Below are 22265 nucleotides of genomic sequence, written 5' to 3' on the forward strand. Positions count from 1 at the left end.
TTTTAGTCTGCCTATAACTCCAGCCCAAGTGCCGCACTTGCTTGGGTTGAACCGTGGATGGGGAACCATGAACACTACTTTAAGTACCGCCTATAACTACAAGGTGGTCCGCCAATTCGCCATTATGACGGTGGTGTGGGGCATCGTCGGCATGGGGCTCGGGGTTTTTCTCGCTGCCCAATTGGTTTGGCCTGCGCTCAACTTCGATTTGCCTTGGACCAGCTTCGGCCGCCTGCGCCCTTTGCACACCAACGCGGTGATCTTCGCGTTCGGTGGCTGTGCGCTGTTCGCCAGCTCCTTTTACTCGGTGCAACGCACCTGCCAGACACAGCTGTTCGCGCCGAAAGTCGCCGCGTTCTGCTTCTGGGGCTGGCAGCTTGTGATCCTGCTGGCCGCGATCAGCCTGCCACTGGGCTACACCAGCTCCAAGGAATACGCCGAACTGGAATGGCCGATCGACATCCTGATCACCATTGTCTGGGTCGCCTACGCCATCGTGTTCTTCGGCACGATCATGAAGCGCAAGACCAAGCACATCTATGTGGGCAACTGGTTCTTCGGCGCGTTCATCATCACCGTGGCCATTTTGCATATCGTCAATAACCTGGAAATCCCGGTCAGCCTGACCAAGTCCTACTCGCTGTACGGCGGTGCGACGGATGCCATGGTGCAGTGGTGGTATGGGCATAACGCAGTAGGCTTTTTCCTCACTGCGGGCTTCCTGGGGATGATGTATTACTTCGTGCCCAAGCAGGCCGAACGCCCGGTGTATTCGTATCGTTTGTCCATCGTGCACTTCTGGGCGCTGATCACCCTGTACATCTGGGCCGGCCCGCACCACTTGCACTACACCGCCCTGCCGGATTGGGCGCAGTCCCTGGGCATGGTGATGTCGCTGGTGCTGCTGGCACCGAGCTGGGGCGGCATGATCAACGGCATGATGACCCTCTCGGGCGCCTGGCATAAGCTGCGCAGCGACCCGATCCTGCGCTTTTTGGTGGTCTCCCTGGCGTTCTACGGCATGTCGACCTTCGAAGGCCCGATGATGGCGATCAAGACCGTCAACGCCCTCTCCCACTACACCGACTGGACCATCGGCCACGTACACGCCGGCGCGCTGGGTTGGGTGGCGATGATCTCCATCGGCGCGCTGTACCACATGATCCCGAAAATCTTCGGTCGCGAGCAGATGTACAGCCTCGGCCTGATCAACGCGCACTTCTGGCTGGCCACCATCGGCACCGTGCTCTACATCGCTTCGATGTGGGTCAACGGCATCGCCCAGGGCCTGATGTGGCGTGCGGTCAACGAAGACGGCACCCTCACTTACTCCTTCGTCGAAACCCTGGTGGCCAGCCACCCAGGCTTCATCGTGCGTCTGGTGGGCGGTGCGATCTTCCTCAGCGGCATGTTCCTGATGGCTTACAACACATGGCGCACCGTGCGTTCGGCGCAACCTGCCGACGTCACCGCTGCCGCGCAGATGGCCTGAGGAGTCGATGATGAAACACGAAACGATTGAAAAGAACGTCGGCCTGTTGATGCTGCTGATGGTGCTTGCCGTGAGCATCGGTGGCCTGACCCAGATCGTCCCGCTGTTCTTCCAGGACGTGACCAACAAGCCCGTCGAAGGCATGAAGCCCTACACCGCGCTGCAACTGGAAGGCCGCGACATCTACATCCGCGAAGGCTGCGTACAGTGCCACTCGCAGATGATCCGCCCGTTCCGCGCCGAGACCGAGCGCTACGGCCACTATTCGGTGGCTGGCGAAAGCGTGTGGGACCACCCGTTCCTGTGGGGCTCCAAACGTACCGGCCCGGACCTGGCCCGCGTCGGCGCACGCTACTCGGACGACTGGCACCGCGCGCACTTGTACAACCCGCGCAACGTGGTGCCAGAGTCGAAAATGCCGGCCTACCCCTGGCTGGTCACCGCCGCCGTCGACAGCAGCCACACCGAGACCAAGTTGAAAGTGATGCGCACCCTCGGCGTGCCGTACACCGACGACGACATCAATGGCGCAGTCGCCAGCCTCAAGGGCAAGACCGAAATGGACGCGCTGGTTTCCTACCTGCAAGTGCTCGGCACTGCCATCAAGAGCAAGAGGTGAGCCATGGGATTTGAATTCGATGCGGGCACCATCCGCGGCCTGGGCACGCTGGTGGTCGCCATCGCCTTTATCGGCCTGTCGCTGTGGGTATTCAACAACCGCCGCAACGCGGAATTCGAGCAGGCGCGCCTGCTGCCGTTTGCCGATGAACCTTCCCCACCCGACGCTCAAGCAGAGCCAGCCACAAGGAGCACTCGGCCATGACTACGTTTTGGAGTACATGGATCTGCGTATTGACCCTGGGCAGCCTGATCGGCCTGACCTGGCTGTTGGTCGGCACCCGCAAGGGCGAGACCAAGGGCAGCGTCGACCAGACCATGGGCCACGCCTTCGACGGTATCGAGGAATACGACAACCCGCTGCCCCAGTGGTGGTTCATGTTGTTCGCCGGCACCCTGGTGTTTGCCGTCGGCTACCTGATCCTCTACCCGGGCCTGGGCAACTGGAAAGGCGTACTGCCGGGCTATGAAGACGGTTGGACCCAGACCAAGGAATGGGACAAGGAAATGGCCAAGGCCGACGCCAGGTTCGGGCCGATCTTCGCCAAGTTCGCAGCCATGCCGGTGGAGGAAGTCGCCAAGGACCCGCAAGCGTTGAAGATGGGCGGTCGCCTGTTCGCCTCCAACTGTGCGGTGTGCCACGGCTCGGACGCCAAGGGCGCCTATGGCTTCCCCAACCTGGCCGACAACAACTGGCGCTGGGGCGGTTCGGCCGAAGCCATCAAGGCCACCATCCTGAACGGTCGCCACGCGGCGATGCCGGCCTGGGGTGAAGTGCTGGGCGAGGACGGAGTGAAAAACGTCGCCGCTTACGTACGCCACGACCTGGCCAAGCTGCCGTTGCCTGCTGACAACACCGCAGACCTGGCAGCCGGGCAAGCCGCGTTCAACACCACTTGCGTGGCCTGTCACGGCCCGCAAGGCCACGGTGTGGAAGCCATGGGCGCACCGAACCTGACCGAGCCAGCAGGCTTTATCTACGGCACCAGCCTGGCGCAGCTGCAACAGACCATCCGCCATGGTCGCCAGGGCCAGATGCCGGCACAGGACGTGCTGCAAGGCAACGACAAGGTGCACCTGCTGGCGGCTTACGTGTACAGCTTGTCCCATAACGCTGAAGGTGCAACGCCAGACAGCGCGACCAAGTAGGGCCGCAACCCGTTTCACTGTGGGAACGAGCTTGCCCGCGAAGCATCTGAGGACACCACGTTTATCCAGCATAAACGCGGCGCTCTGAAGTATTTCGCGAGCAAGCTCGCTCCTACAGGGATCCGGTGTTGTTTTTTCATTTGCGCGACCAAGTGTCGCACCTCTTCCAAGCCTACCTTTCCCCTCCTCCTATTCGGGTCTACGCTTGTTCCCACAGTGGACCATTCCTGGCCTACGCGACGGTAGCCGTTGCGCCCCTGAAATTTCCTGTCCACTCGATCAGCTTTCTATTTTGGATTTTGTCCCTACGCCAAACATGGAAAGGGCGCAGAATCTGGCGTTGAACGCATTGATCCAGGTCAGCCATTGCGTTGCAATGGCCCCTCGCTTTCTACATACTTGCGGCCGATTTTACCTATAAAAAAACCTAAACCGTGGAACCTTAGAATGAGCACAGCAATCAGTCCGACTGCTTATAACTATAAGGTAGTCCGCCAGTTCGCCATCATGACGGTGGTCTGGGGGATCCTTGGCATGGGGCTCGGGGTGTTCATCGCCTCGCAACTGGTTTGGCCGCAATTGAATTTCGACCTGCCCTGGACGACTTTCGGCCGCCTGCGCCCGCTGCACACCAACCTGGTGATCTTCGCCTTCGGCGGATGTGCACTGTTTGCCACCTCCTACTATGTCGTGCAGCGCACCTGCCAGACGCGACTGATCTCCGATGGCCTTGCCGCCTTCACCTTCTGGGGCTGGCAGGCGGTCATCGTCGGCGCCATCATCAGCCTGCCCCTGGGCTACACCACCACCAAGGAATACGCCGAACTGGAATGGCCGATCGCCATTTTGCTTGCCATCGTGTGGGTGACCTACGGCCTGGTGTTCTTCGGCACCATCGTCAAGCGCAAGACCAAGCACATCTACGTGGGCAACTGGTTCTATGGCGCCTTTATCGTGGTCACGGCGATGCTGCACATCGTCAACCACGCCTCCCTGCCGGTGAACCTGTTCAAGTCCTATTCGGCCTATTCCGGCGCAACGGACGCGATGATCCAGTGGTGGTACGGCCACAACGCCGTAGGCTTCTTCCTCACCACCGGTTTCCTGGGGATGATGTACTACTTCGTGCCCAAGCAAGCCGAGCGTCCGATCTACTCGTATCGCCTGTCCATCGTGCACTTCTGGGCGCTGATCACCCTGTACATCTGGGCCGGCCCTCACCACTTGCACTACACCGCCTTGCCGGATTGGGCACAGTCCCTGGGCATGGCGATGTCAATCATCCTGCTGGCGCCAAGCTGGGGCGGTATGATCAACGGCATGATGACCCTGTCGGGCGCCTGGCATAAGCTGCGCACCGACCCGATCCTGCGGTTTTTGGTGGTGTCTTTGGCGTTCTACGGCATGTCGACCTTCGAAGGGCCGATGATGGCGATCAAGACCGTCAACTCGCTGTCCCACTACACCGACTGGACCATCGGCCACGTGCACGCTGGCGCTCTCGGTTGGGTGGCGATGATCTCCATCGGCGCGCTGTACCACATGATCCCCAAACTGTTCGGCCGCGTGCAGATGCACAGCGTCGGGCTGATCAACGCGCACTTCTGGCTGGCCACTATCGGCACCGTGCTCTACATCGCCTCGATGTGGGTCAACGGCATCACCCAGGGCTTGATGTGGCGTGCGATCAACGATGACGGCACCCTCACCTACTCCTTCGTTGAAGCGCTGCAAGCCAGCCACCCGGGCTTTATCGTACGTGCCCTGGGCGGTGCGTTCTTTGCCAGCGGCATGCTGTTGATGGCCTACAACGTCTGGCGCACCGTGCGTGCCAGCGACCCTGTAGAAGCCGAAGCCGCCGCCAAGATCGCCGTTGTGGGAGCTCACTGATGAAGCATGAAGTAGTCGAGAAGAACATCGGCCTGCTGGCCTTCTTCATGGTCATCGCCGTGAGCATCGGCGGCCTGACCCAAATCGTCCCGCTGTTTTTCCAGGACGTGACCAACAAGCCGGTCGAAGGCATGAAGCCGCGCACCGCCCTTGAACTGGAAGGCCGCGACGTCTACATCGCCAACGGTTGCGTGGGCTGCCACTCGCAGATGATCCGCCCGTTCCGCGCCGAAACCGAACGCTACGGCCACTACTCGGTGGCCGGTGAAAGCGTGTGGGACCACCCGTTCCTGTGGGGTTCCAAGCGCACCGGCCCGGACCTGGCCCGTGTGGGTGGGCGTTACTCCGATGACTGGCAGCGTGCGCACCTGTACAACCCGCGCAACGTCGTGCCTGAGTCGAAAATGCCGGCGTACCCGTTCCTCGTGGAAAACAAGCTCGACGGCAAGGACACCGCCAAGAAGATGGAAGTCTTGCGCACCCTGGGCGTGCCCTACACCGACGAAGACATCGCCGGTGCGGCCGCCGCCGTGAAGGGCAAGACCGAAATGGACGCATTGGTGGCCTACCTGCAAGGCCTTGGCACCATCATCAAAAGCAAACGGTGACCTTCATGGATATCGGGATGATTCGTGGCCTGGGCACCGTTGTGGTGATGGTGGCCTTTATCGGCCTGGCGTTGTGGGTGTTCAGCCCACGGCGCAAGTCGGAGTTTGACGACGCGACCATGCTGCCCTTCGCAGATGACCCCGAAGCCATCAAGCACGTCGAGCAAGCTTCTAGGAGTAACAAAGAATGACTACGTTCTGGAGTCTGTACGTCACAGTCCTCAGTCTGGGTACCATCTTCGCCCTGACCTGGCTGCTGCTGTCGACCCGCAAAGGCCAGCGCACCGAGCAGACGGACGAGACCGTCGGCCACTCGTTCGACGGCATCGAGGAGTACGACAACCCGCTGCCCAAGTGGTGGTTCATGCTGTTTGTCGGCACCATCGTCTTCGCCCTTGGCTACCTGGTGCTCTACCCTGGCCTGGGCAACTGGAAGGGCCTGCTGCCAGGCTACAACTACCTCGACACCGACAAGCAAACCCCGTTCGCCAACGGCCAGACCGGCTGGACCGGCGTGCACGAATGGGAAAAGGAAATGGCCAGGTCGGAGGCCAAGTTCGGGCCGATCTTCGCCAAGTTCGCGTCGATGCCGATTGAAGAAGTCGCCAAGGACCCGCAAGCCTTGAAGATGGGCGGCCGCTTGTTTGCCTCCAACTGCTCGGTATGCCACGGCTCCGACGCCAAGGGCGCCTACGGCTTTCCCAACCTGACCGACGCCGACTGGCGCTGGGGTGGCGAACCCAACACCATCAAGGAAACCATCATGAAGGGCCGCCACGCGGTGATGCCAGGTTGGGCCGAAGTCATCGGCGAGCAAGGCGTGGCCGACGTAGCAGCTTTTGTGGTGACCAACCTCGACGGCCGCAAACTGCCGGAAGGCGCCAAGGCCGATGTGGCCAACGGTGAGAAACTCTTCGCCGCCAACTGCGTGGCCTGCCACGGCCCGGCGGGTAAAGGCACCCCAGCCATGGGCGCGCCCGACCTGACGCATCCGGGTGCGTTCATCTACGGCTCAAGCTTCGCGCAACTGCAGCAGACCATCCGTTATGGCCGCCAGGGCCAGATGCCGGCGCAGGAGCAGTTGCAAGGCAATGACAAGGTGCACTTGCTTGCGGCGTATGTGTATAGCTTGTCTCATGGGGATAAGAAGGCTGAGGAGCAGTAAGACCTCTGAAACAATGGAGCCCCGCGCAGCGAATGCTGGCGGGGCTTTTTGTTTATTGCTCTGAAACACAGCAGGCATTAAGTTTGAGCGCTGACGCTTACAATCGGGCTGATGCATGAACGAAGACAACTCCACACCCAACAAAAATAATCCAGAAGAAATCGAAGCGGTTGCCACAGACATCAGCGAAATGTTGCAGATGCCTGAAGACAACATCGACTTTCTCCCTGGGCGCACAACCATTATTACGAGGGCACAGTTCGATGATTGAGTCATTTAAACGGCCACAGTTCTAAAAACGCCGGGATTCAAATGGGGGGCTTGCTCGCTAATACGGAGTACCGGCTACGATTTTCATTACTGGAGACATCGCATTCGCGAGCAAGCCCGCTCCCACATCTGCACTGCTTTGTTCAAAAAAACCGGGGCTCTCAAGTGAACGCCTTTCGGACCCGCCCGACCACCACAGCGACAAAAACCGTCCATACTTGCCAAGTCAATTGATCCAGATCACGTACACCATCAATTGATTTCCCCCAACGCGACCAAAGGTCGCACCCTTTGCACACCCTCGGGGGCGTATCATTAGGCCACTGCAACACCCTTAATTTGACCCCGGTTGGCACGTACTGGCCGAGGCAAATCTCCACCGCCGTGGGATGCAATGATGAGCGACCAGATACCGGTACATGACGTTACCCCGCCTGCCAAAACCGTCGACCTCTACGCTTCGCGTGAGAAGATTTACACCCGCGCCTTCACTGGCTTGTTCCGCAACCTGCGCATGGTCGGCGGTGCCGCTCTGTTCCTGTTGTACTTCGGCACCGTGTGGCTGAACTGGGGCGGTCACCAGGCGGTGTGGTGGAACCTGCCGGAGCGTAAGTTCTTTATTTTTGGCGCAACGTTCTGGCCCCAGGACTTCATCCTGCTGTCGGGCATTCTCATTGTGGCGGCATTTGGCCTGTTTTTTATCACCGTGTACGCCGGGCGCGTGTGGTGCGGCTATACCTGCCCGCAAAGCGTATGGACGTGGATCTTCATGTGGTGCGAAAAGGTCACCGAAGGCGACCGCAACCAGCGCATCAAGCTCGACAAGGCGCCGATGAGCGCCAACAAATTCCTGCGCAAGTTCAGCAAGCACAGCCTGTGGCTGCTGATCGGCTTTGCCACCGGCATCACCTTCGTCGGCTACTTCTCGCCGATCCGCGAACTGGTGTTCGATTTCTTCACGGGCCAGGCCGATGGCTGGTCGTATTTCTGGGTAGGTTTCTTCACCCTCGCCACCTACGGCAACGCCGGCTGGCTGCGCGAACAGGTGTGCATCTACATGTGCCCCTATGCGCGCTTCCAGAGCGTGATGTTCGACAAGGACACCCTGATCGTGTCCTATGACCCGCGCCGTGGCGAAGTGCGTGGGCCACGTAAAAAGGGTACCGACTACAAGGCCCAGGGCCTGGGCGACTGCATTGACTGCACGATGTGCGTGCAGGTGTGCCCTACCGGTATCGATATCCGCGACGGGCTGCAAATCGAGTGCATCGGTTGCGCCGCCTGTATCGACGCCTGCGACAACATCATGGACAAGATGGAGTACCCACGCGGCCTGATCAGCTACACCACCGAACACAACCTGTCGGGGCAGAAAACCCATAAGCTGCGCCCGCGCCTGATCGGTTACGCCCTGGTATTGCTGGCGATGATCAGCCTGTTGGTGGCGGCCTTCTTCATGCGCTCGCTGGTGGGTTTTGACGTCAGCAAGGACCGCGTGCTGTACCGTGAAAACGCCGAAGGACGCATCGAAAACGTCTACAGCCTGAAGATCATGAACAAAGACCAGCGCGACCACACCTACGTGCTCGACGCCGCTGGCCTGCCAGACCTCAAGCTGCAAGGCCGACGCGAAATCAAAGTGGCCGCCGGCGATATCGTCAGCATGCCAGTGGAGTTGTCGAGTGCGCCGGAGCAGTTGCCGTCGAGCACCAACGAGGTGACCTTCATCCTCAAGGACGCCGATGACACCAGCGTCCATATTGAAGCCAAGAGCCGATTCATCGGCCCACAAGTTCGTTAACAGGGAACACACGCATGCCTGCAACTACTGCCGCCAGCCCTTGGTACAAGCACCTCTGGCCCTGGATCATCATCGCGATTCTGGCCTGCTCGGTGACCCTGACCTTGTCCATGGTAACCATCGCAGTGAACAACCCGGACAACTTGGTCAACGACAACTACTACGAGGCCGGCAAAGGCATCAACCGTTCCCTGGACCGCGAACGCCTGGCCCAGACCCTGCAACTGCGCGGCAAGCTGCACCTGGACGAACTGACCGGCGAGGTCGAGCTGCAACTGACTGGCTACAGCAATCCAAATACCCTGGAGCTGAACCTGATCTCCCCGACCCAGCCAGAGAAGGATCGCAAGATCAACCTCACCCGCAGCGACAGCGAGCCCGGCCGCTACATCGGCCAGGTCACCGACAAGGTCGAAGGTCGCCGTTTCGTGGAACTGCTTGGCGTGGAGGGCGGCAACACCTGGCGCCTGTTCGAAGAGGAAGAGGTCAGCCATGACAAGGACTTGCTGCTGGGTGACGAACCGTTGCAGGGCGCTGAAGACCTGAAAAAATAAACAGCCTGCGCTCCGCGCTTCGCGAACAAGCCCGCTCGATACCCTGTGGGAGCGGGCTTGCCCGCGAAGAGGCCCTCCCAGCCACCAAAGACCTCGAACCATGACCACCCCCTGCTACCACTGCGCCCTACCCGTCCCCTCCGGCAGCCGGTTCACCGCCCAGATCCTCGGCGAACGCCGTGAACTCTGCTGCCCGGGCTGCCAGGCCGTGGCCGAGGCGATAGTGGCCGGCGGGCTGGAAAGCTATTACCAACACCGCAGCGAAGCCTCGGCCAACCCCGAGGCGCTGCCCGTGCAGTTGGTGGACGAACTGGCGCTGTACGACCGCGCCGATGTGCAAAAACCCTTTGTGCGCCATCAAGGCGACCTAGCCGAAGCCACCCTGCTGATGGAAGGCATCAGTTGTGCCGCCTGCGGCTGGTTGATCGAGAAACACCTGCGCAGCCTGCCCGCCGTGGCCGAAGCGCGGCTGAACCTCTCCAACCATCGCCTGCACGTGCGCTGGGCCGATGGGCAATTGCCGTTGAGCCAACTGCTCAGCGAGCTGCGCCATATCGGTTACGCCGCCCACCCTTACCAGGCCGACCGCGCCGCCGAACAATTGGCCAGCGAGAATCGCCTGGCCCTGCGACAGCTGGGGGTCGCCGGCTTGCTGTGGTTCCAGGCCATGATGGCAACCATGGCCACCTGGCCGGAATTCAATATTGACCTGAGCCCGGAGCTGCACATCATCCTGCGCTGGGTGGCGATGTTTCTGACCACGCCCATCGTGTTCTACAGCTGCGCGCCGTTCTTCAAAGGCGCCCTGCGTGACTTGCGCACGCGGCACCTGACCATGGATGTATCGGTGTCTCTGGCGATTGGCGGCGCGTACCTGGCCGGCATCTGGACCGCGATCACTGGCGTGGGCGAGTTGTATTTCGATGCCGTGGGCATGTTTGCGCTGTTCCTGCTGGCCGGGCGCTACCTTGAGCGCCGCGCCCGGGAACGCACCGCCGCAGCCACCGCCCAACTGGTCAACCTGTTGCCCGCCTCCTGCCTGCGCCTCAAGGACGATGGCCAGAGCGAACGCATCCTGCTCAGTGAATTGGCGCTGGGTGATCGGGTGCTGGTGCACCCTGGCGCCGTGCTGCCGGCGGATGGGGTGATTCTCGACGGCCAATCCAGCATCGATGAATCCCTGCTGACCGGCGAGTACCTGCCGCAACCTCGGCGCACGGGTGACAGCGTCACGGCCGGCACGTTGAATGTCGAAGGCGCGCTGACCGTCCAAGTGCGCGCATTGGGCCATGACACGCGCTTGTCCGCCATCGTGCGCCTGCTGGAGCGCGCCCAGGCCGAGAAGCCACGCCTGGCACAAATCGCCGACCGCGCTGCGCAGTGGTTCCTGTTGTGCTCGCTGATCGCCGCGGCGCTGATCGGCCTGCTGTGGTGGGAGCTGGACCCATCCCGAGCGTTCTGGATTGTACTGGCGATGCTGGTGGCGACCTGCCCGTGCGCCCTCTCGCTGGCCACGCCCACCGCGCTCACCGCCGCCACCGGCACCTTGCACAGCCTCGGCTTACTGCTGACCCGCGGCCATGTGCTTGAGGGCCTGAACCAGATTGATACGGTGATTTTCGACAAGACCGGCACCCTCACCGAAGGGCGCCTGGCGTTGCGCGCCATTCGGCCCTTGAGTGCGCTGGACAGCGACCAATGCCTGGGCCTTGCCGCCGCCCTGGAGAACCGTTCCGAACACCCGATTGCCCGTGCCTTCGGCCGTGCGCCGCTGGCCGCCGATGAGGTGCTGAGCACCCCAGGCCTGGGCCTGGAAGGTCGTGTGGGCGAACGTGTGTTGCGCATCGGCCAGCCGGGTTTTGTCTGTGAACTTAGTGGCTGTGCGATTCCCGCCTCGCCGGACGAGGCCGGGCAATGGCTGCTGCTGGGTGACCGCAGCGGGGCGCTGGCCTGGTTCGTACTGGATGACCGCCTGCGCAGCGACGCACCCGCCTTGCTCGCCGCATGCAAGGCGCGGGGCTGGCGCACGCTGTTGCTCTCCGGCGACAGCTCGCCGATGGTGGCCAGTGTCGCCTCTGAGCTGGGTATCGACGAAGCCCACGGCAGCCTGCGCCCTGACGACAAGCTGCAGGTGCTGCAAACCCTGCACAAAGAAGGTCGCAAAGTGCTGATGCTGGGCGATGGAGTCAATGATGTGCCGGTGCTGGCCGCCGCTGATATCAGCGTGGCGATGGGCTCGGCCACGGACCTTGCGAAAACCAGCGCCGATGCGGTGCTGTTGTCCAACCGCCTGGATGCGCTGGTACAGGCCTTCAGCCTGGCGCGGCGTACTCGCCGGGTGATCATCGAGAACCTGTTGTGGGCCGGGTTGTACAATGGGCTTATGCTGCCGTTTGCGGCCCTGGGTTGGATCACTCCGATCTGGGCGGCGATCGGCATGTCCCTCAGTTCGTTGACCGTGGTGCTTAACGCGTTGCGCCTCACTCGCCTGCCGAGCGCGCAAGCCCCGGGCACCGCCCCAGTAACCCGCCCGCTGCCGGCCTGAGCCGCGTGGGCATGGAGTACAGATGCCAGCTCTCTACGTGATGATTCCAGCGGCACTGCTGTTAGTGGGTGTGGCCATCTACATCTTCTTCTGGGCCGTGGACAGCGGCCAATACGAAGACCTCGATGGCCCGGCACACAGCGTGTTGTTCGACGACCAGGACCCGAACCACCTGGCCGCCATCGACGAAGCCAACAGCCCCGAGCAACCGCCCAAAGAGCCCCCCCATGCTTGAGCTGGCGCCTTTGCTGGTCTCGGCGCTGATCCTCGGCCTGCTCGGCGGCGGCCACTGCCTGGGTATGTGCGGCGGATTGATGGGCGCGCTGACCCTGGCGATCCCCAAGGAGCAACGCAGCCGCCGTTTTCGCCTGCTGCTGGCGTACAACCTGGGGCGCATCCTCAGTTATGCCACGGCAGGACTACTGATCGGCCTGGCCGGTTGGGCGGTAGCCAACAGCCCGGCGGCGATGTTCATGCGAGTGCTGGCCGGGCTGCTGCTGATCTGCATGGGCCTGTACCTGGCCGGCTGGTGGAGCGGCCTCACCCGTATCGAGAGCCTGGGGCGCGGCCTGTGGCGGCATCTGCAGCCGGTGGCCAACCGCTTGCTGCCGGTGTCCAGCCTGCCGCGAGCCTTGCTGCTGGGCGCGCTGTGGGGCTGGTTGCCGTGCGGGCTCGTCTACAGCACCCTGCTCTGGGCGGCGAGCCAGGGCAATGCGCTGGACAGTGCCCTGCTGATGCTGGCGTTCGGGCTGGGCACCTGGCCGGTTTTGCTGGCCACCGGGCTGGCCGCCGAACGGGTGACGGCGTTATTGCGCAAACGCAGCGTGCGTGTCGCCGGCGGCGTGCTGGTGATGATCTTCGGCCTCTGGACCTTGCCCGGGCCCCATCAGCACTGGCTAATGGGGCATTAACAGGCCCTGTGGCATAGCGCCGCTCCCCGTTGATGCAAATCAAGATGCCTGCGTTGCGCTGCCCCTAGACTCGGCCCACTAGCCAATCCGGGGGACCGCCCGCATGCTCGACGCCATTCGTTGGGACACAGATCTGATTCACCGCTACGACTTGGCGGGGCCGCGCTACACGTCCTACCCCACCGCCGTACAATTTGACAGCCAGGTCGGTACCTTCGACCTGCTCCACGCCCTGCGTGACAGCCGCAAGGCCGTAAGGCCACTGTCGCTGTATGTGCATGTGCCGTTCTGCGCCAACATTTGTTACTACTGCGCCTGCAACAAGGTGATTACCAAGGACCGTGGCCGTGCTCAGGCCTACCTGCAGCGCCTGGAGCAGGAAATCCAATTGGTGGCCTGCCACCTCGACCCGCAGCAGCCCGTGGAACAGTTGCACTTCGGCGGCGGTACGCCAACGTTTCTCAGCCACGATGAACTGCGCCAGGTGATGAAATGCCTGCGCCAGCATTTCAATTTGCTGGATGACGATTCGGGCGACTACGGCATCGAAATCGACCCGCGTGAAGCCGACTGGGCCACCATGGGCCTGCTGCGCGAACTGGGCTTCAACCGCGTGAGCATTGGGCTGCAAGACCTCGACCCCGAGGTGCAACGGGCGGTCAATCGCCTGCAAAGCCTGGAAGAAACCCGCGCCGTGATCGATGCAGCGCGTACCTTGCAATTTCGCTCGATCAATATCGACCTGATCTACGGCCTGCCCAAGCAGTCGCCGTTGAACTTTGCGCGCACCGTGGAAGAAGTCATCCGCTTGCAGCCTGACCGCCTGTCGGTGTTCAACTACGCGCACCTGCCGGAACGCTTCATGCCCCAGCGGCGCATCAACACCGACGACCTGCCCTCGCCGGCAGAAAAACTGCTGATGCTGCAAACCACCATCGAACAACTGACCCAGGCCGGTTACCGCTACATCGGCATGGACCACTTTGCCCTGCCGGACGACGAACTGGCGGTGGCCCAGGAAGAAGGCAAGCTGCAGCGCAATTTCCAGGGTTACACCACCCACGGGCACTGCGACCTGATTGGGCTGGGGGTGTCGGCGATCAGCCAGATCGGCGATTTGTATTGCCAGAACAGCAGTGACCTGAACCAGTATCAGAACGCCTTGGCGGGCGCGCAGTTGGCGACCAGCCGCGGCCTGGTCTGCACCACGGACGACCGTTTGCGACGGGACGTGATCCAGCAGTTGATCTGCAATTTCAGCCTGGCATTCGAGGGGATCGAACAGGCGTACAACATCGATTTTCGCGGCTACTTTGCCGAGTTATGGCCGCAATTGCAGACCATGGCGGATGATGGCTTGATCGAACTGGACGCCCAGGGCATTCGCGTACTGCCGGCCGGGCGCTTGCTGGTGCGCTCGGTGTGCATGGTGTTCGATGCCTACCTGGAGCACCAGAACAGGCAGCGGTTTTCGCGGGTGATCTAAAAGCGTTTACTTCATGGCCAAGCTGGCGGCCTTGACTGCATCACCCGCACTCATGTCTTTCATCGCCTTGGTCAGGGACGCCTGGGCGCTGGTCAAGCTGGCTTGCAGTGCGCTCAACGCTGACTGCAGCCCGGAGAGTCGGGCACGGGCTTGTTCAGGGCTGAGATTTCTGTCGGCCATTACCGCAGCCATCTCGGCCTGTTTCTCGGCAATTTGCTTTTTAATCTCACGGATCATCTTCAGCAGGTTCTTGACGTTGTCCGCCAAGCCACTGTCGTCGATATCACTGTTCGAGGTTTTCTCAGCCGCCGCCGCTTTCATCGCAGCGCCGGAAATGGTCACTGACACCGCAGGCTTGGCTTCATCCGTAGGTGCAACTGCGTTCGCATCGGTCGCGGCAGCCTTTTTGGTTTCGGGCAATGCCTGGACCTGGGTGCGTGAAGCCAGCTGTGTACTGAGGGATAACATGGTCTGAGCCACCGTGTTGGTATTCGATGGCAGTGCTATCGGCCGTTTCGGGCAAATCTTTACTTCGCGACAGGTTTTTGTACAGGCTGGCCTCCGTGGCCCCCAGTGCGTTACCCTTACGTCTTATGTGTGTTTTCCCACAAGGATTTAAGAAATGTCCGAGCCAGTCAAACTGCGCGCTCACAGCCAGGCCCATTGCAAGGATTGCAGCCTGGCCCCCCTCTGCCTGCCACTTTCGTTGAATCTGGAAGACATGGATGCGCTGGACGACATCGTCAAACGCGGCCGCCCGTTGAAAAAAGGCGAGTTTCTGTTTCGCCAGGGCGACAAGTTTGATTCCGTCTATGCAGTACGTTCGGGCGCATTGAAGACCTTCAGCCTCAGCGACGGCGGCGAAGAGCAAATCACCGGTTTCCACCTGCCCAGCGAGCTGGTCGGGCTGTCGGGGATGGACACCGAAATTCATCCGGTGTCGGCCCAGGCCCTGGAAACCACGTCGGTGTGCGAAATTCCTTTCGAGCGCCTGGATGAATTGGCCCTGCAACTGCCGCAATTGCGTCGCCAGTTGATGCGTGTGATGAGCCGCGAGATTCGTGACGACCAGCAAATGATGCTGCTGCTGTCGAAGAAAACCGCCGACGAGCGCATCGCCACGTTCCTGGTCAACCTGTCGGCGCGCTTCCGTGCCCGTGGGTTCTCGGCCAACCAGTTCCGCTTGAGCATGTCGCGCAATGAGATCGGCAATTACCTGGGCCTGGCAGTGGAGACCGTATCCCGCGTGTTTACCCGTTTCCAGCAGAACCAGTTGATTGCCGCAGAAGGTAAAGAGGTGCATATCCTCGACCCGATCCAGCTGTGTGCCTTGGCTGGCGGTTCCCTGGAGGTCTGATCCAGACTGCGGCCGCGCCAATCGGCAAGGCCGCAGGTATACTTCGAGTCCGTTTTCCGCTCTGGACTCCTCGACGATGACCTTTGATTCGTTCGACATCAAATCCCTGATTCGCCCCGTCATCGACTTCCCCAAGCCTGGGGTGATCTTCCGTGACATCACGCCGCTGTTCCAATCGCCCCGTGCCTTGCGCCTGGTGGCCGACAGCTTTGCCCAACGCTATGTCGAAGCCGACTTCACCCATATTGGTGCGATGGATGCCCGTGGCTTCCTGATCGGCTCGATCATCGCCTACCAGCTCAACAAGCCGCTGATCCTGTTTCGCAAGCAAGGCAAGCTGCCGGCGGATGTGCTGGCCGAGGGTTACCAGACCGAGTACGGCGAAGCCTTCCTGGAAGTGCACGCCGACAGCTTGTGCGAAGGCGACTCCGTGCTGATGTTCGATGACCTGATCGCCACCGGCGGCACCCTGATTGCGGCGGCGAACCTGGTGCGGCGCATGGGGGCAAAGATCTTTGAAGCGGCGGCGATTATCGATTTGCCGGAGCTGGGTGGCTCGCAGCGGTTGGCAGACATGGGGATTCCGACGTTTTGCCTGACGCAGTTTGGGCTGACTGAGAGATAAGGGTCGTCAATACTGCCGCCATCGCGGGCAAGCCCGGCTCCCACCTAGGACTGCATTCCCCTGTGGGAGCCGGGCTTGCCCGCGATGAGGCCCGAAAGAACACCCTGAACGTCAAAGCCCCATCTGCTTACTGATGATTTCATTCATCACTTCACGCGTCCCGCCACCAATCGACAGAATCCGGTTATCGCGATACAGCCGCTCCACCAGGCTGCCACGCATATACCCCTGCCCACCCAGTATCTGCACCGCGTCATACGTCACCCGATCAGCGGTATCGGTGGCGAGGTTCTTGGCCATGGAAATCTCCTTGATCACGCTCTTGCCAGCGGCCATTTTCGCGGCCTGGCGGTAGGTGAACTCGCGGGAAACTTCCACGGCGGTAGCCATTTCCGCCAGGCGATGCTTGAGCACTTGGAATTTGCCGATAGGTTTGCCGAATGCTTCACGCTGGGCGGCCCACTGAAGGCTTTCCTCCAGGGCCAGTTGCGCGGTCATGTTGGCCATCAGCGCCAAAGCCAGGCGCTCGCTCTGGAAGTTACCCATGATGCAGGCAAAGCCCATGTTCTCGACGCCGATAAGATTGCCCACGGGCACGCGGCAGTCGTCGAAGAACAACTCGGCGGTGTCCGATGCCCACCAGCCCATCTTCTTCAGTGGCTGGCCGACGGTGAAACCCGGAGTGTCTTTTTCGATCAGCAGCAGGCTGATACCGCCAAAGCCCGGCCCGCCTGTGCGCACGGCCACGGTGTAGAAATCAGCGCGAATGCCGCTGGTGATAAAAGTCTTGGCGCCGCTCACGCGGTAATACTCGCCCTCACGTACGGCACGGGTTTGCAGGTTGGCTACATCTGAGCCGCCGCTGGGCTCGGTGACCGCCAGGGCGATGATCTTTTCGCCAGCCAGCACCAGAGGCGCTATGCGCTCACGCACGTCGCGCCGGGCCCATTTGACGATGGGCGGCAGGCCGATATCCAGGGAGCCGAGCCCTGCCACCACGCCACCAGAGCCGCAGCGCATCAGCTCTTCGCTGGCAGCGACCTTGGCGAACAGATCGCCTTCATGGCTGCCACCCAGCGCCTCGGGGTAGCCAATGCCTAGAATGCCCGCCGCACCAGCCTTGAGGTAGAGCTCGCGAGGAAAGCTTTCTGCCTCCTCCCATTGCTCGATGCCGGGCAACATCTCACGCTCGACGAAGCGGCGCACGCTGTCGCGGACCAATTGGTGGCTGGGATCGAAGTATTCCTGATAGGCAGACATCGGCAAGCTCCATGGCGGGATGGAGCGAAATTACCAAGCGCTTGCTTGGTTATCAAGCCATGCGTCTGCGCTAACCCTGTAGGAGCGAGCTTGCTCGCGAAAACCGTCAACGATAACGCGAGCTTCCTGCGTGAACGCGGCGCCTATTGGTTTTTCGCGAGCAAGCTCGCTCCTACAGGGTTAGGGAGTCCCAGATTGCAGTGGGTTTTAGAGGGCGATGGGTTTGCGGCCTGCGAACGAGTGCGCCAAGGTACCGCCATCCACCAGCTCCAACTCCCCTCCCAACGGCACGCCATGGGCAATCCGCGAGGTGATCAAGCCTTTGTTGGTCAGCAGTTGGGCAATGTAGTGCGCTGTGGCTTCACCTTCCACCGTCGGGTTGGTCGCCAGGATCACTTCAGTAAAGGTGCCCTGCTCTTGGATCCGCGCCACCAGTTGTGGAATACCGATGGCTTCCGGCCCCAGGCCATCGAGCGGCGACAGATGCCCCTTGAGCACAAAGTAACGCCCGCGGTAACCGGTCTGCTCCACGGCGTACACATCCATCGGCCCTTCCACCACGCACAGCAACGTGTCGTCGCGACGCGGGTCGGCGCATTGTGGGCAGAGTTCTTCTTCGGTAAGGGTGCGGCACTGGCGGCAGTGGCCCACGCCTTCCATGGCCTGGCTCAGAGCCTGGGCCAGGCGAGTACCGCCGCTGCGATCACGCTCCAGCAGTTGCAGCGCCATGCGCTGGGCAGTTTTCTGGCCGACACCGGGCAAAGTGCGCAAGGCGTCGATCAGTTGGCGAATCAGGGGGCTGAAGCTCATGAGCGAAGGGTCCGACAAAACAACGAGACGCGGTTTATACCCGCGCCCCGGATTAGCGTCAAATACTCAATCCTGCGCGACGCGCACCACCAACTTGCCGAAGTTGCGCCCTTCGAGCAGGCCGATAAAGGCTTCGGGCGCCTGCTCCAGGCCATCGACCACGTCCTCGCGGAACTTGATCTTGCCCTCGCGCACCCAAGGCGCCATGGCACTGAGGAACTCCGGCTGGCGGTCGCCATAGTCGTCGAACACGATAAAGCCCTGGATGCGCACCCGCTTGGTCAGCAAGGTGCGTTGCAGCGCCGGCAAACGGTCAGGGCCGCTGGGCGCTTCATGGGCGTTATAGCCGGCGATCAACCCGCACAGCGGCACGCGCGCCTTGGGGTTGAGCAAGGGCAGCACGGCATCGAAGACTTTACCGCCGACGTTTTCAAAGTAGATGTCCACGCCTTTGAAGCAGGCCAGGGCCAGCTCCTGGGCAAAATCTTCGCTCTTGTGGTCGATACAGGCATCAAAGCCCAACTCATCCACCACATAGCGGCACTTATCCGCGCCACCGGCAATACCCACCACGCGCAAGCCTTTGAGCTTGGCCACCTGGCCCACCACTGACCCCACCGCGCCAGACGCAGCCGCCACCACCAGGGTTTCCCCGGCCTTGGGCTGGCCGATATCCATCAGGCCCATATAGGCCGTCATGCCCGGCATACCCAGTACGCCCAAGGCCATCGACGGGCTCGGCAGGCCCTTGGGCAGCGGGATCAGGTTATGGCCTTCGCAAATGCAGTGGCTTTGCCAGCCAGTGGCGCCGACCACTAGGTCGCCCACTTCGAACTTCGGGTTGCGCGATTGCTCGACACGGCTGACAGCCCCACCGGTCATCACTTCACCGATTTCCACGGGTGCTGCGTAGGACGGCGCGTCACTCATGCGTCCACGCATGTAGGGGTCCAAAGACAGGTAGAGGGTCTTGAGCAGCACCTGGCCGTCTGCCAGGTCCGGCAGGCTTACACGTTCCAGGCGAAAGTTTTCCGGCGTGGGTGCGCCTTGAGGGCGTGAGACCAGAACGATGCGTTGGTTGAGCGTCATTTCTTGAGGCATCAGCGGGGCTCCTTTATCGGTGAATGGTTTCAACGGTATAGGGTGCAGACCATCGGTGAAGGCTTGGGGTTCGATGTTTCGACCGCGCAAAAAAATGCCAGGCGCGATGCCTGGCATTTGAGTCTAGCTAAAAGCGTGTGTCAGAACGGCAGTTTCATGCCCGGTGGCAGTTGCATGCCCGCGGTCACGCCGGACATTTTGTCCTGGCTGTTGGCTTCGATCTTGCGCACAGCGTCGTTGACGGCTGCGGCGAACAGCGCTTCGAGCATTTCCAGGTCATCTTCACCCACGCCCGGCAATACGCTTGGGTCGATGCTGACACGCTTGATGTCGTGACGACCGGTCATCACCACGCTGACCATATCGCCACCGGCTTTACCGGTGACTTCGGCGTTGGCCAGCTCTTCCTGCATCTTGGCCATTTTTTCCTGCATCTGCTGCGCCTGCTTCATCAGGCCGGCCATGCCACCTTTCATCATGGGAATCACCTCAAAAGTACGTGGATCAATGAGTAGCCCGGTGTCATGACGCTTGGGGCACCGGGGCTTCGACAGGTTCAATAGTATCGTGGCGGACGACCGCACCGAACTGTTGCATCATTTGTTGGATAAGCGGATCTGCGTGGATCGAATCCTCGGCCTCGCGCTGGCGGTTAAGGCGCCGACGGGTCGCGGCCTGGGCCGGGGTTTCCTGCTCGGGCTTGATCAGTTCGATGGCGATGGTCAGCGTGCGCCCGTGGTACTGGTTGAGCGCATCGTTGAGCCGGCGCTGCTGGGTGGCGTTGAACAAGGCGCTATGGGCCGGGTCCAGGTGCAGCAGCCAGTGGTCGCCTTCGATGGAAATCAGGGTGCAGTTGGCGGCGATACTGCCGGTCATGCCGGAGATCGGCAATTTCGGAAACAATTCCAGCCATTGCAAGGCCAGGCCGGTAGCCGGGGCCGCGGCAGGTTCTGCCTCGGGCTCGGGCGCAGGTTCGGCGGTGTGCTCGCTGGCCAATTCGTCCAGGTAGCTGTAGGCCGAATCCATGTCCGGCTCGATGTAGTCTTCGTCCAGCGGCGGTTCGTCGTCCAGGTCAATGCCGGGAGTGGCCGCGTCGACCTGGGCGACCGTCGGTTCAGGAACGGGGGCCGATACCCACTCAGGGGCATCCGGCACCGCGCTGTCCGGAGTCGGCGCAGGCATCGGCGTCAGCTCGGGTTGCTCGCCGGTGGTTTCCAGCACGGGCTCCACGGCGGGCTGTTGCTCGGGCTCTACTTGCGCTTCGACCGGGTCATTCCAGGGCAGGTCGACCACGGGCTCGGGCTCGATGACCGGCTCGGGCTCGACCACCGGTGCGACGGCAACCGACGCAGGTTCAGGCTCAGGTGCCGGCGCAACCGGCTCAGGCACAGCAACCGCAGGCGTAACAACTACTGGCGCGACAACGGCCGCGCCAGCCACTGGTTTGGCGGAATCAACTGTGGCCTGGCTGATCCCCACTGGCTTTAGCGGCTGTCTCGGCGCGTCTGCCGAATCTGCCGGCCGGAACGCCAGCATGCGCAGCAGCACCATTTCAAAGCCACCCCGCGGGTCGGGCGCCAGGGGCAGGTCGCGGCGGCCGATCAGGCCCATCTGGTAGTAGAACTGCACGTCCTCGGCCGGCAACGCCTGGGCCAGGGCCAATACGCGGTCACGGTCGCCATGGCCGTTGTCCACGCCTTCCGGCAGGGCCTGGGCGATGGCGACGCGGTGCAATACGTTGAGGATCTCCGAGAGCACACCGTTCCAGTCCGGGCCTTGTTCCGACAGGTGGCGCACGGCCTCGAGCAACGCCTTGGCGTCCCCCTCGATCAGCGCGTGCAGCACATCGAACACTTGGCCGTGGTCCAGGGTACCGAGCATGGCGCGCACGTCGGCAGCCATGACCTTGCCTTCACCGAACGCGATGGCCTGGTCGGTGAGGCTCATGGCATCGCGCATCGAACCATCGGCGGCGCGGCCCAGCAACCACAGTGCGTCGTCTTCGAACGGCACGTTCTCGACGCCCAGCACATGGGTCAAATGCTCGACCACACGCTCAGGGGTCATGTTTTTCAGGGAGAACTGCAAGCACCGCGACAAAATCGTTGCCGGAAGTTTCTGCGGGTCAGTGGTGGCCAGGATGAACTTGACGTAGGGCGGTGGCTCTTCCAGGGTCTTCAACAAGGCGTTGAAGGAGTGGCTGGACAGCATGTGCACTTCGTCGATCAGGTAGACCTTGAAGCGGCCACGGCTTGGCGCGTACTGCACGTTGTCCAGCAGTTCGCGGGTATCTTCGACCTTGGTGCGGCTCGCGGCGTCGATCTCGATCAGGTCGACGAAACGCCCTTCGTCGATCTCACGGCACACCGAACAGGTGCCACAAGGCGTCGAGGTAATACCGGTCTCACAATTCAGGCATTTGGCGATGATGCGCGCAATCGTGGTCTTGCCCACCCCGCGCGTACCGGTGAACAGGTAGGCGTGGTGCAGCCGTTGGCTGTCCAAGGCATTGATCAGAGCCTTGAGCACATGGGTCTGGCCGACCATTTCGCGGAACGAGCGCGGGCGCCATTTACGTGCAAGAACCTGATAACTCATCGAAAACCGTCGCAACTGGGAAGCG

The 22265-nt window shown here is 61.6% G+C and carries 23 protein-coding genes; 17 read left to right on the top strand and 6 right to left on the bottom strand.

The window, feature by feature from the left end:
• Positions 1-67: 67 nt before the first annotated feature.
• From ccoN (HU731_RS07850) to hemN, 15 genes are all read left to right on the top strand, one after another.
• Positions 68-1492 carry a cytochrome-c oxidase, cbb3-type subunit I gene (ccoN, locus tag HU731_RS07850; protein WP_056786634.1) on the top strand — a complete coding sequence of 475 codons (1425 nt, stop codon included), beginning with the start codon at positions 68-70 and terminating at the stop codon, positions 1490-1492.
• A gap of 10 nt (positions 1493-1502) precedes the next feature.
• Complete coding sequence (gene ccoO, locus HU731_RS07855; protein WP_003193159.1) at positions 1503-2111, top strand: cytochrome-c oxidase, cbb3-type subunit II; 609 nt, start codon at positions 1503-1505, stop codon at positions 2109-2111.
• A gap of 3 nt (positions 2112-2114) precedes the next feature.
• The gene (locus HU731_RS07860; RefSeq protein WP_003193161.1) at positions 2115-2315 is read left to right on the top strand and encodes a cbb3-type cytochrome oxidase subunit 3; all 201 of its coding nucleotides are present in this window, start codon (positions 2115-2117) and stop codon (positions 2313-2315) included.
• A complete protein-coding gene (gene ccoP / locus HU731_RS07865) occupies positions 2312-3259 on the top strand; it encodes a cytochrome-c oxidase, cbb3-type subunit III (protein WP_186606948.1) in 948 nt (315 codons plus the stop codon). Before HU731_RS07860 ends, ccoP (HU731_RS07865) begins: the two co-directional genes overlap by 4 nt.
• A 447-nt stretch (positions 3260-3706) precedes the next feature.
• Complete coding sequence (ccoN, locus tag HU731_RS07870; protein ID WP_014719443.1) at positions 3707-5149, top strand: cytochrome-c oxidase, cbb3-type subunit I; 1443 nt, start codon at positions 3707-3709, stop codon at positions 5147-5149.
• Positions 5149-5757 (top strand): cytochrome-c oxidase, cbb3-type subunit II, encoded by a 609-nt coding sequence (gene ccoO, locus HU731_RS07875; RefSeq protein ID WP_003193167.1) that lies wholly within the window; start codon positions 5149-5151, stop codon positions 5755-5757. The genes ccoN (HU731_RS07870) and ccoO (HU731_RS07875) overlap by 1 nt, the downstream gene beginning before the upstream one ends.
• 5 nt (positions 5758-5762) lie before the next feature.
• Positions 5763-5948, top strand: a complete 186-nt coding sequence (locus HU731_RS07880; protein WP_003193169.1) for a CcoQ/FixQ family Cbb3-type cytochrome c oxidase assembly chaperone — start codon at positions 5763-5765, stop codon at positions 5946-5948.
• Complete coding sequence (ccoP, locus tag HU731_RS07885) at positions 5945-6922, top strand: cytochrome-c oxidase, cbb3-type subunit III (RefSeq protein ID WP_186606947.1); 978 nt, start codon at positions 5945-5947, stop codon at positions 6920-6922. The genes HU731_RS07880 and ccoP (HU731_RS07885) overlap by 4 nt, the downstream gene beginning before the upstream one ends.
• Positions 6923-7037: 115 nt before the next feature.
• On the top strand, positions 7038-7193 hold the full coding sequence (locus HU731_RS07890; RefSeq protein ID WP_186606946.1) for a hypothetical protein: 156 nt from the start codon (positions 7038-7040) through the stop codon (positions 7191-7193).
• Positions 7194-7589: 396 nt separating this feature from the next.
• Positions 7590-8993: a cytochrome c oxidase accessory protein CcoG gene (gene ccoG, locus HU731_RS07895; protein ID WP_047711547.1), complete on the top strand. Its 1404-nt coding sequence runs from the start codon at positions 7590-7592 to the stop codon at positions 8991-8993.
• Between the two features lie 14 nt (positions 8994-9007).
• A complete protein-coding gene (locus HU731_RS07900; protein WP_014719446.1) occupies positions 9008-9547 on the top strand; it encodes a FixH family protein in 540 nt (179 codons plus the stop codon).
• Positions 9548-9647: 100 nt separating this feature from the next.
• The gene (locus tag HU731_RS07905; RefSeq protein WP_186606945.1) at positions 9648-12092 is read left to right on the top strand and encodes a heavy metal translocating P-type ATPase; all 2445 of its coding nucleotides are present in this window, start codon (positions 9648-9650) and stop codon (positions 12090-12092) included.
• Between the two features lie 22 nt (positions 12093-12114).
• Positions 12115-12327: a cbb3-type cytochrome oxidase assembly protein CcoS gene (gene ccoS, locus HU731_RS07910; RefSeq protein ID WP_003193184.1), complete on the top strand. Its 213-nt coding sequence runs from the start codon at positions 12115-12117 to the stop codon at positions 12325-12327.
• Complete coding sequence (locus HU731_RS07915) at positions 12320-13003, top strand: sulfite exporter TauE/SafE family protein (protein ID WP_032895833.1); 684 nt, start codon at positions 12320-12322, stop codon at positions 13001-13003. The genes ccoS and HU731_RS07915 overlap by 8 nt, the downstream gene beginning before the upstream one ends.
• A gap of 103 nt (positions 13004-13106) precedes the next feature.
• A complete protein-coding gene (gene hemN / locus HU731_RS07920) occupies positions 13107-14489 on the top strand; it encodes an oxygen-independent coproporphyrinogen III oxidase (RefSeq protein ID WP_186606944.1) in 1383 nt (460 codons plus the stop codon).
• Positions 14490-14495: 6 nt separating this feature from the next.
• On the opposite strand, the gene HU731_RS07925 is transcribed toward hemN, so the two are convergent.
• Positions 14496-14957 carry a hypothetical protein gene (locus tag HU731_RS07925; RefSeq protein ID WP_186606943.1) on the bottom strand — a complete coding sequence of 154 codons (462 nt, stop codon included), beginning with the start codon at positions 14955-14957 and terminating at the stop codon, positions 14496-14498.
• A 154-nt stretch (positions 14958-15111) separates the two neighbouring features.
• Here HU731_RS07925 and fnr point away from each other — a divergent pair, with 154 nt between their 5' ends.
• Both fnr and HU731_RS07935 read left to right on the top strand, forming a co-directional pair.
• Positions 15112-15846, top strand: coding sequence for a fumarate/nitrate reduction transcriptional regulator Fnr (fnr, locus tag HU731_RS07930; RefSeq protein ID WP_005790290.1), 735 nt, complete (start codon positions 15112-15114; stop codon positions 15844-15846).
• A gap of 76 nt (positions 15847-15922) precedes the next feature.
• Complete coding sequence (locus HU731_RS07935) at positions 15923-16471, top strand: adenine phosphoribosyltransferase (protein ID WP_003193191.1); 549 nt, start codon at positions 15923-15925, stop codon at positions 16469-16471.
• 111 nt (positions 16472-16582) lie between these two features.
• Here the strand turns inward: HU731_RS07935 and HU731_RS07940 are convergent, their stop codons facing one another.
• The 5 genes from HU731_RS07940 to dnaX form a co-directional block, all read right to left on the bottom strand.
• Positions 16583-17731, bottom strand: a complete 1149-nt coding sequence (locus tag HU731_RS07940; protein ID WP_186606942.1) for an acyl-CoA dehydrogenase family protein — start codon at positions 17729-17731, stop codon at positions 16583-16585.
• A gap of 207 nt (positions 17732-17938) precedes the next feature.
• A complete protein-coding gene (gene recR, locus HU731_RS07945; RefSeq protein ID WP_032895829.1) occupies positions 17939-18541 on the bottom strand; it encodes a recombination mediator RecR in 603 nt (200 codons plus the stop codon).
• Positions 18542-18607: 66 nt separating this feature from the next.
• Positions 18608-19642 (bottom strand): NADPH-dependent curcumin/dihydrocurcumin reductase, encoded by a 1035-nt coding sequence (curA, locus tag HU731_RS07950; RefSeq protein WP_186606941.1) that lies wholly within the window; start codon positions 19640-19642, stop codon positions 18608-18610.
• Positions 19643-19782: 140 nt separating this feature from the next.
• A complete protein-coding gene (locus tag HU731_RS07955) occupies positions 19783-20121 on the bottom strand; it encodes a YbaB/EbfC family nucleoid-associated protein (protein WP_003193199.1) in 339 nt (112 codons plus the stop codon).
• Positions 20122-20164: 43 nt separating this feature from the next.
• The gene (dnaX, locus tag HU731_RS07960) at positions 20165-22240 is read right to left on the bottom strand and encodes a DNA polymerase III subunit gamma/tau (protein WP_186606940.1); all 2076 of its coding nucleotides are present in this window, start codon (positions 22238-22240) and stop codon (positions 20165-20167) included.
• Positions 22241-22265: the final 25 nt, after the last annotated feature.

The organism is Pseudomonas salmasensis (assembly GCF_014268375.2).
Taxonomy (GTDB): Bacteria; Pseudomonadota; Gammaproteobacteria; order Pseudomonadales; family Pseudomonadaceae; genus Aquipseudomonas; species Aquipseudomonas salmasensis.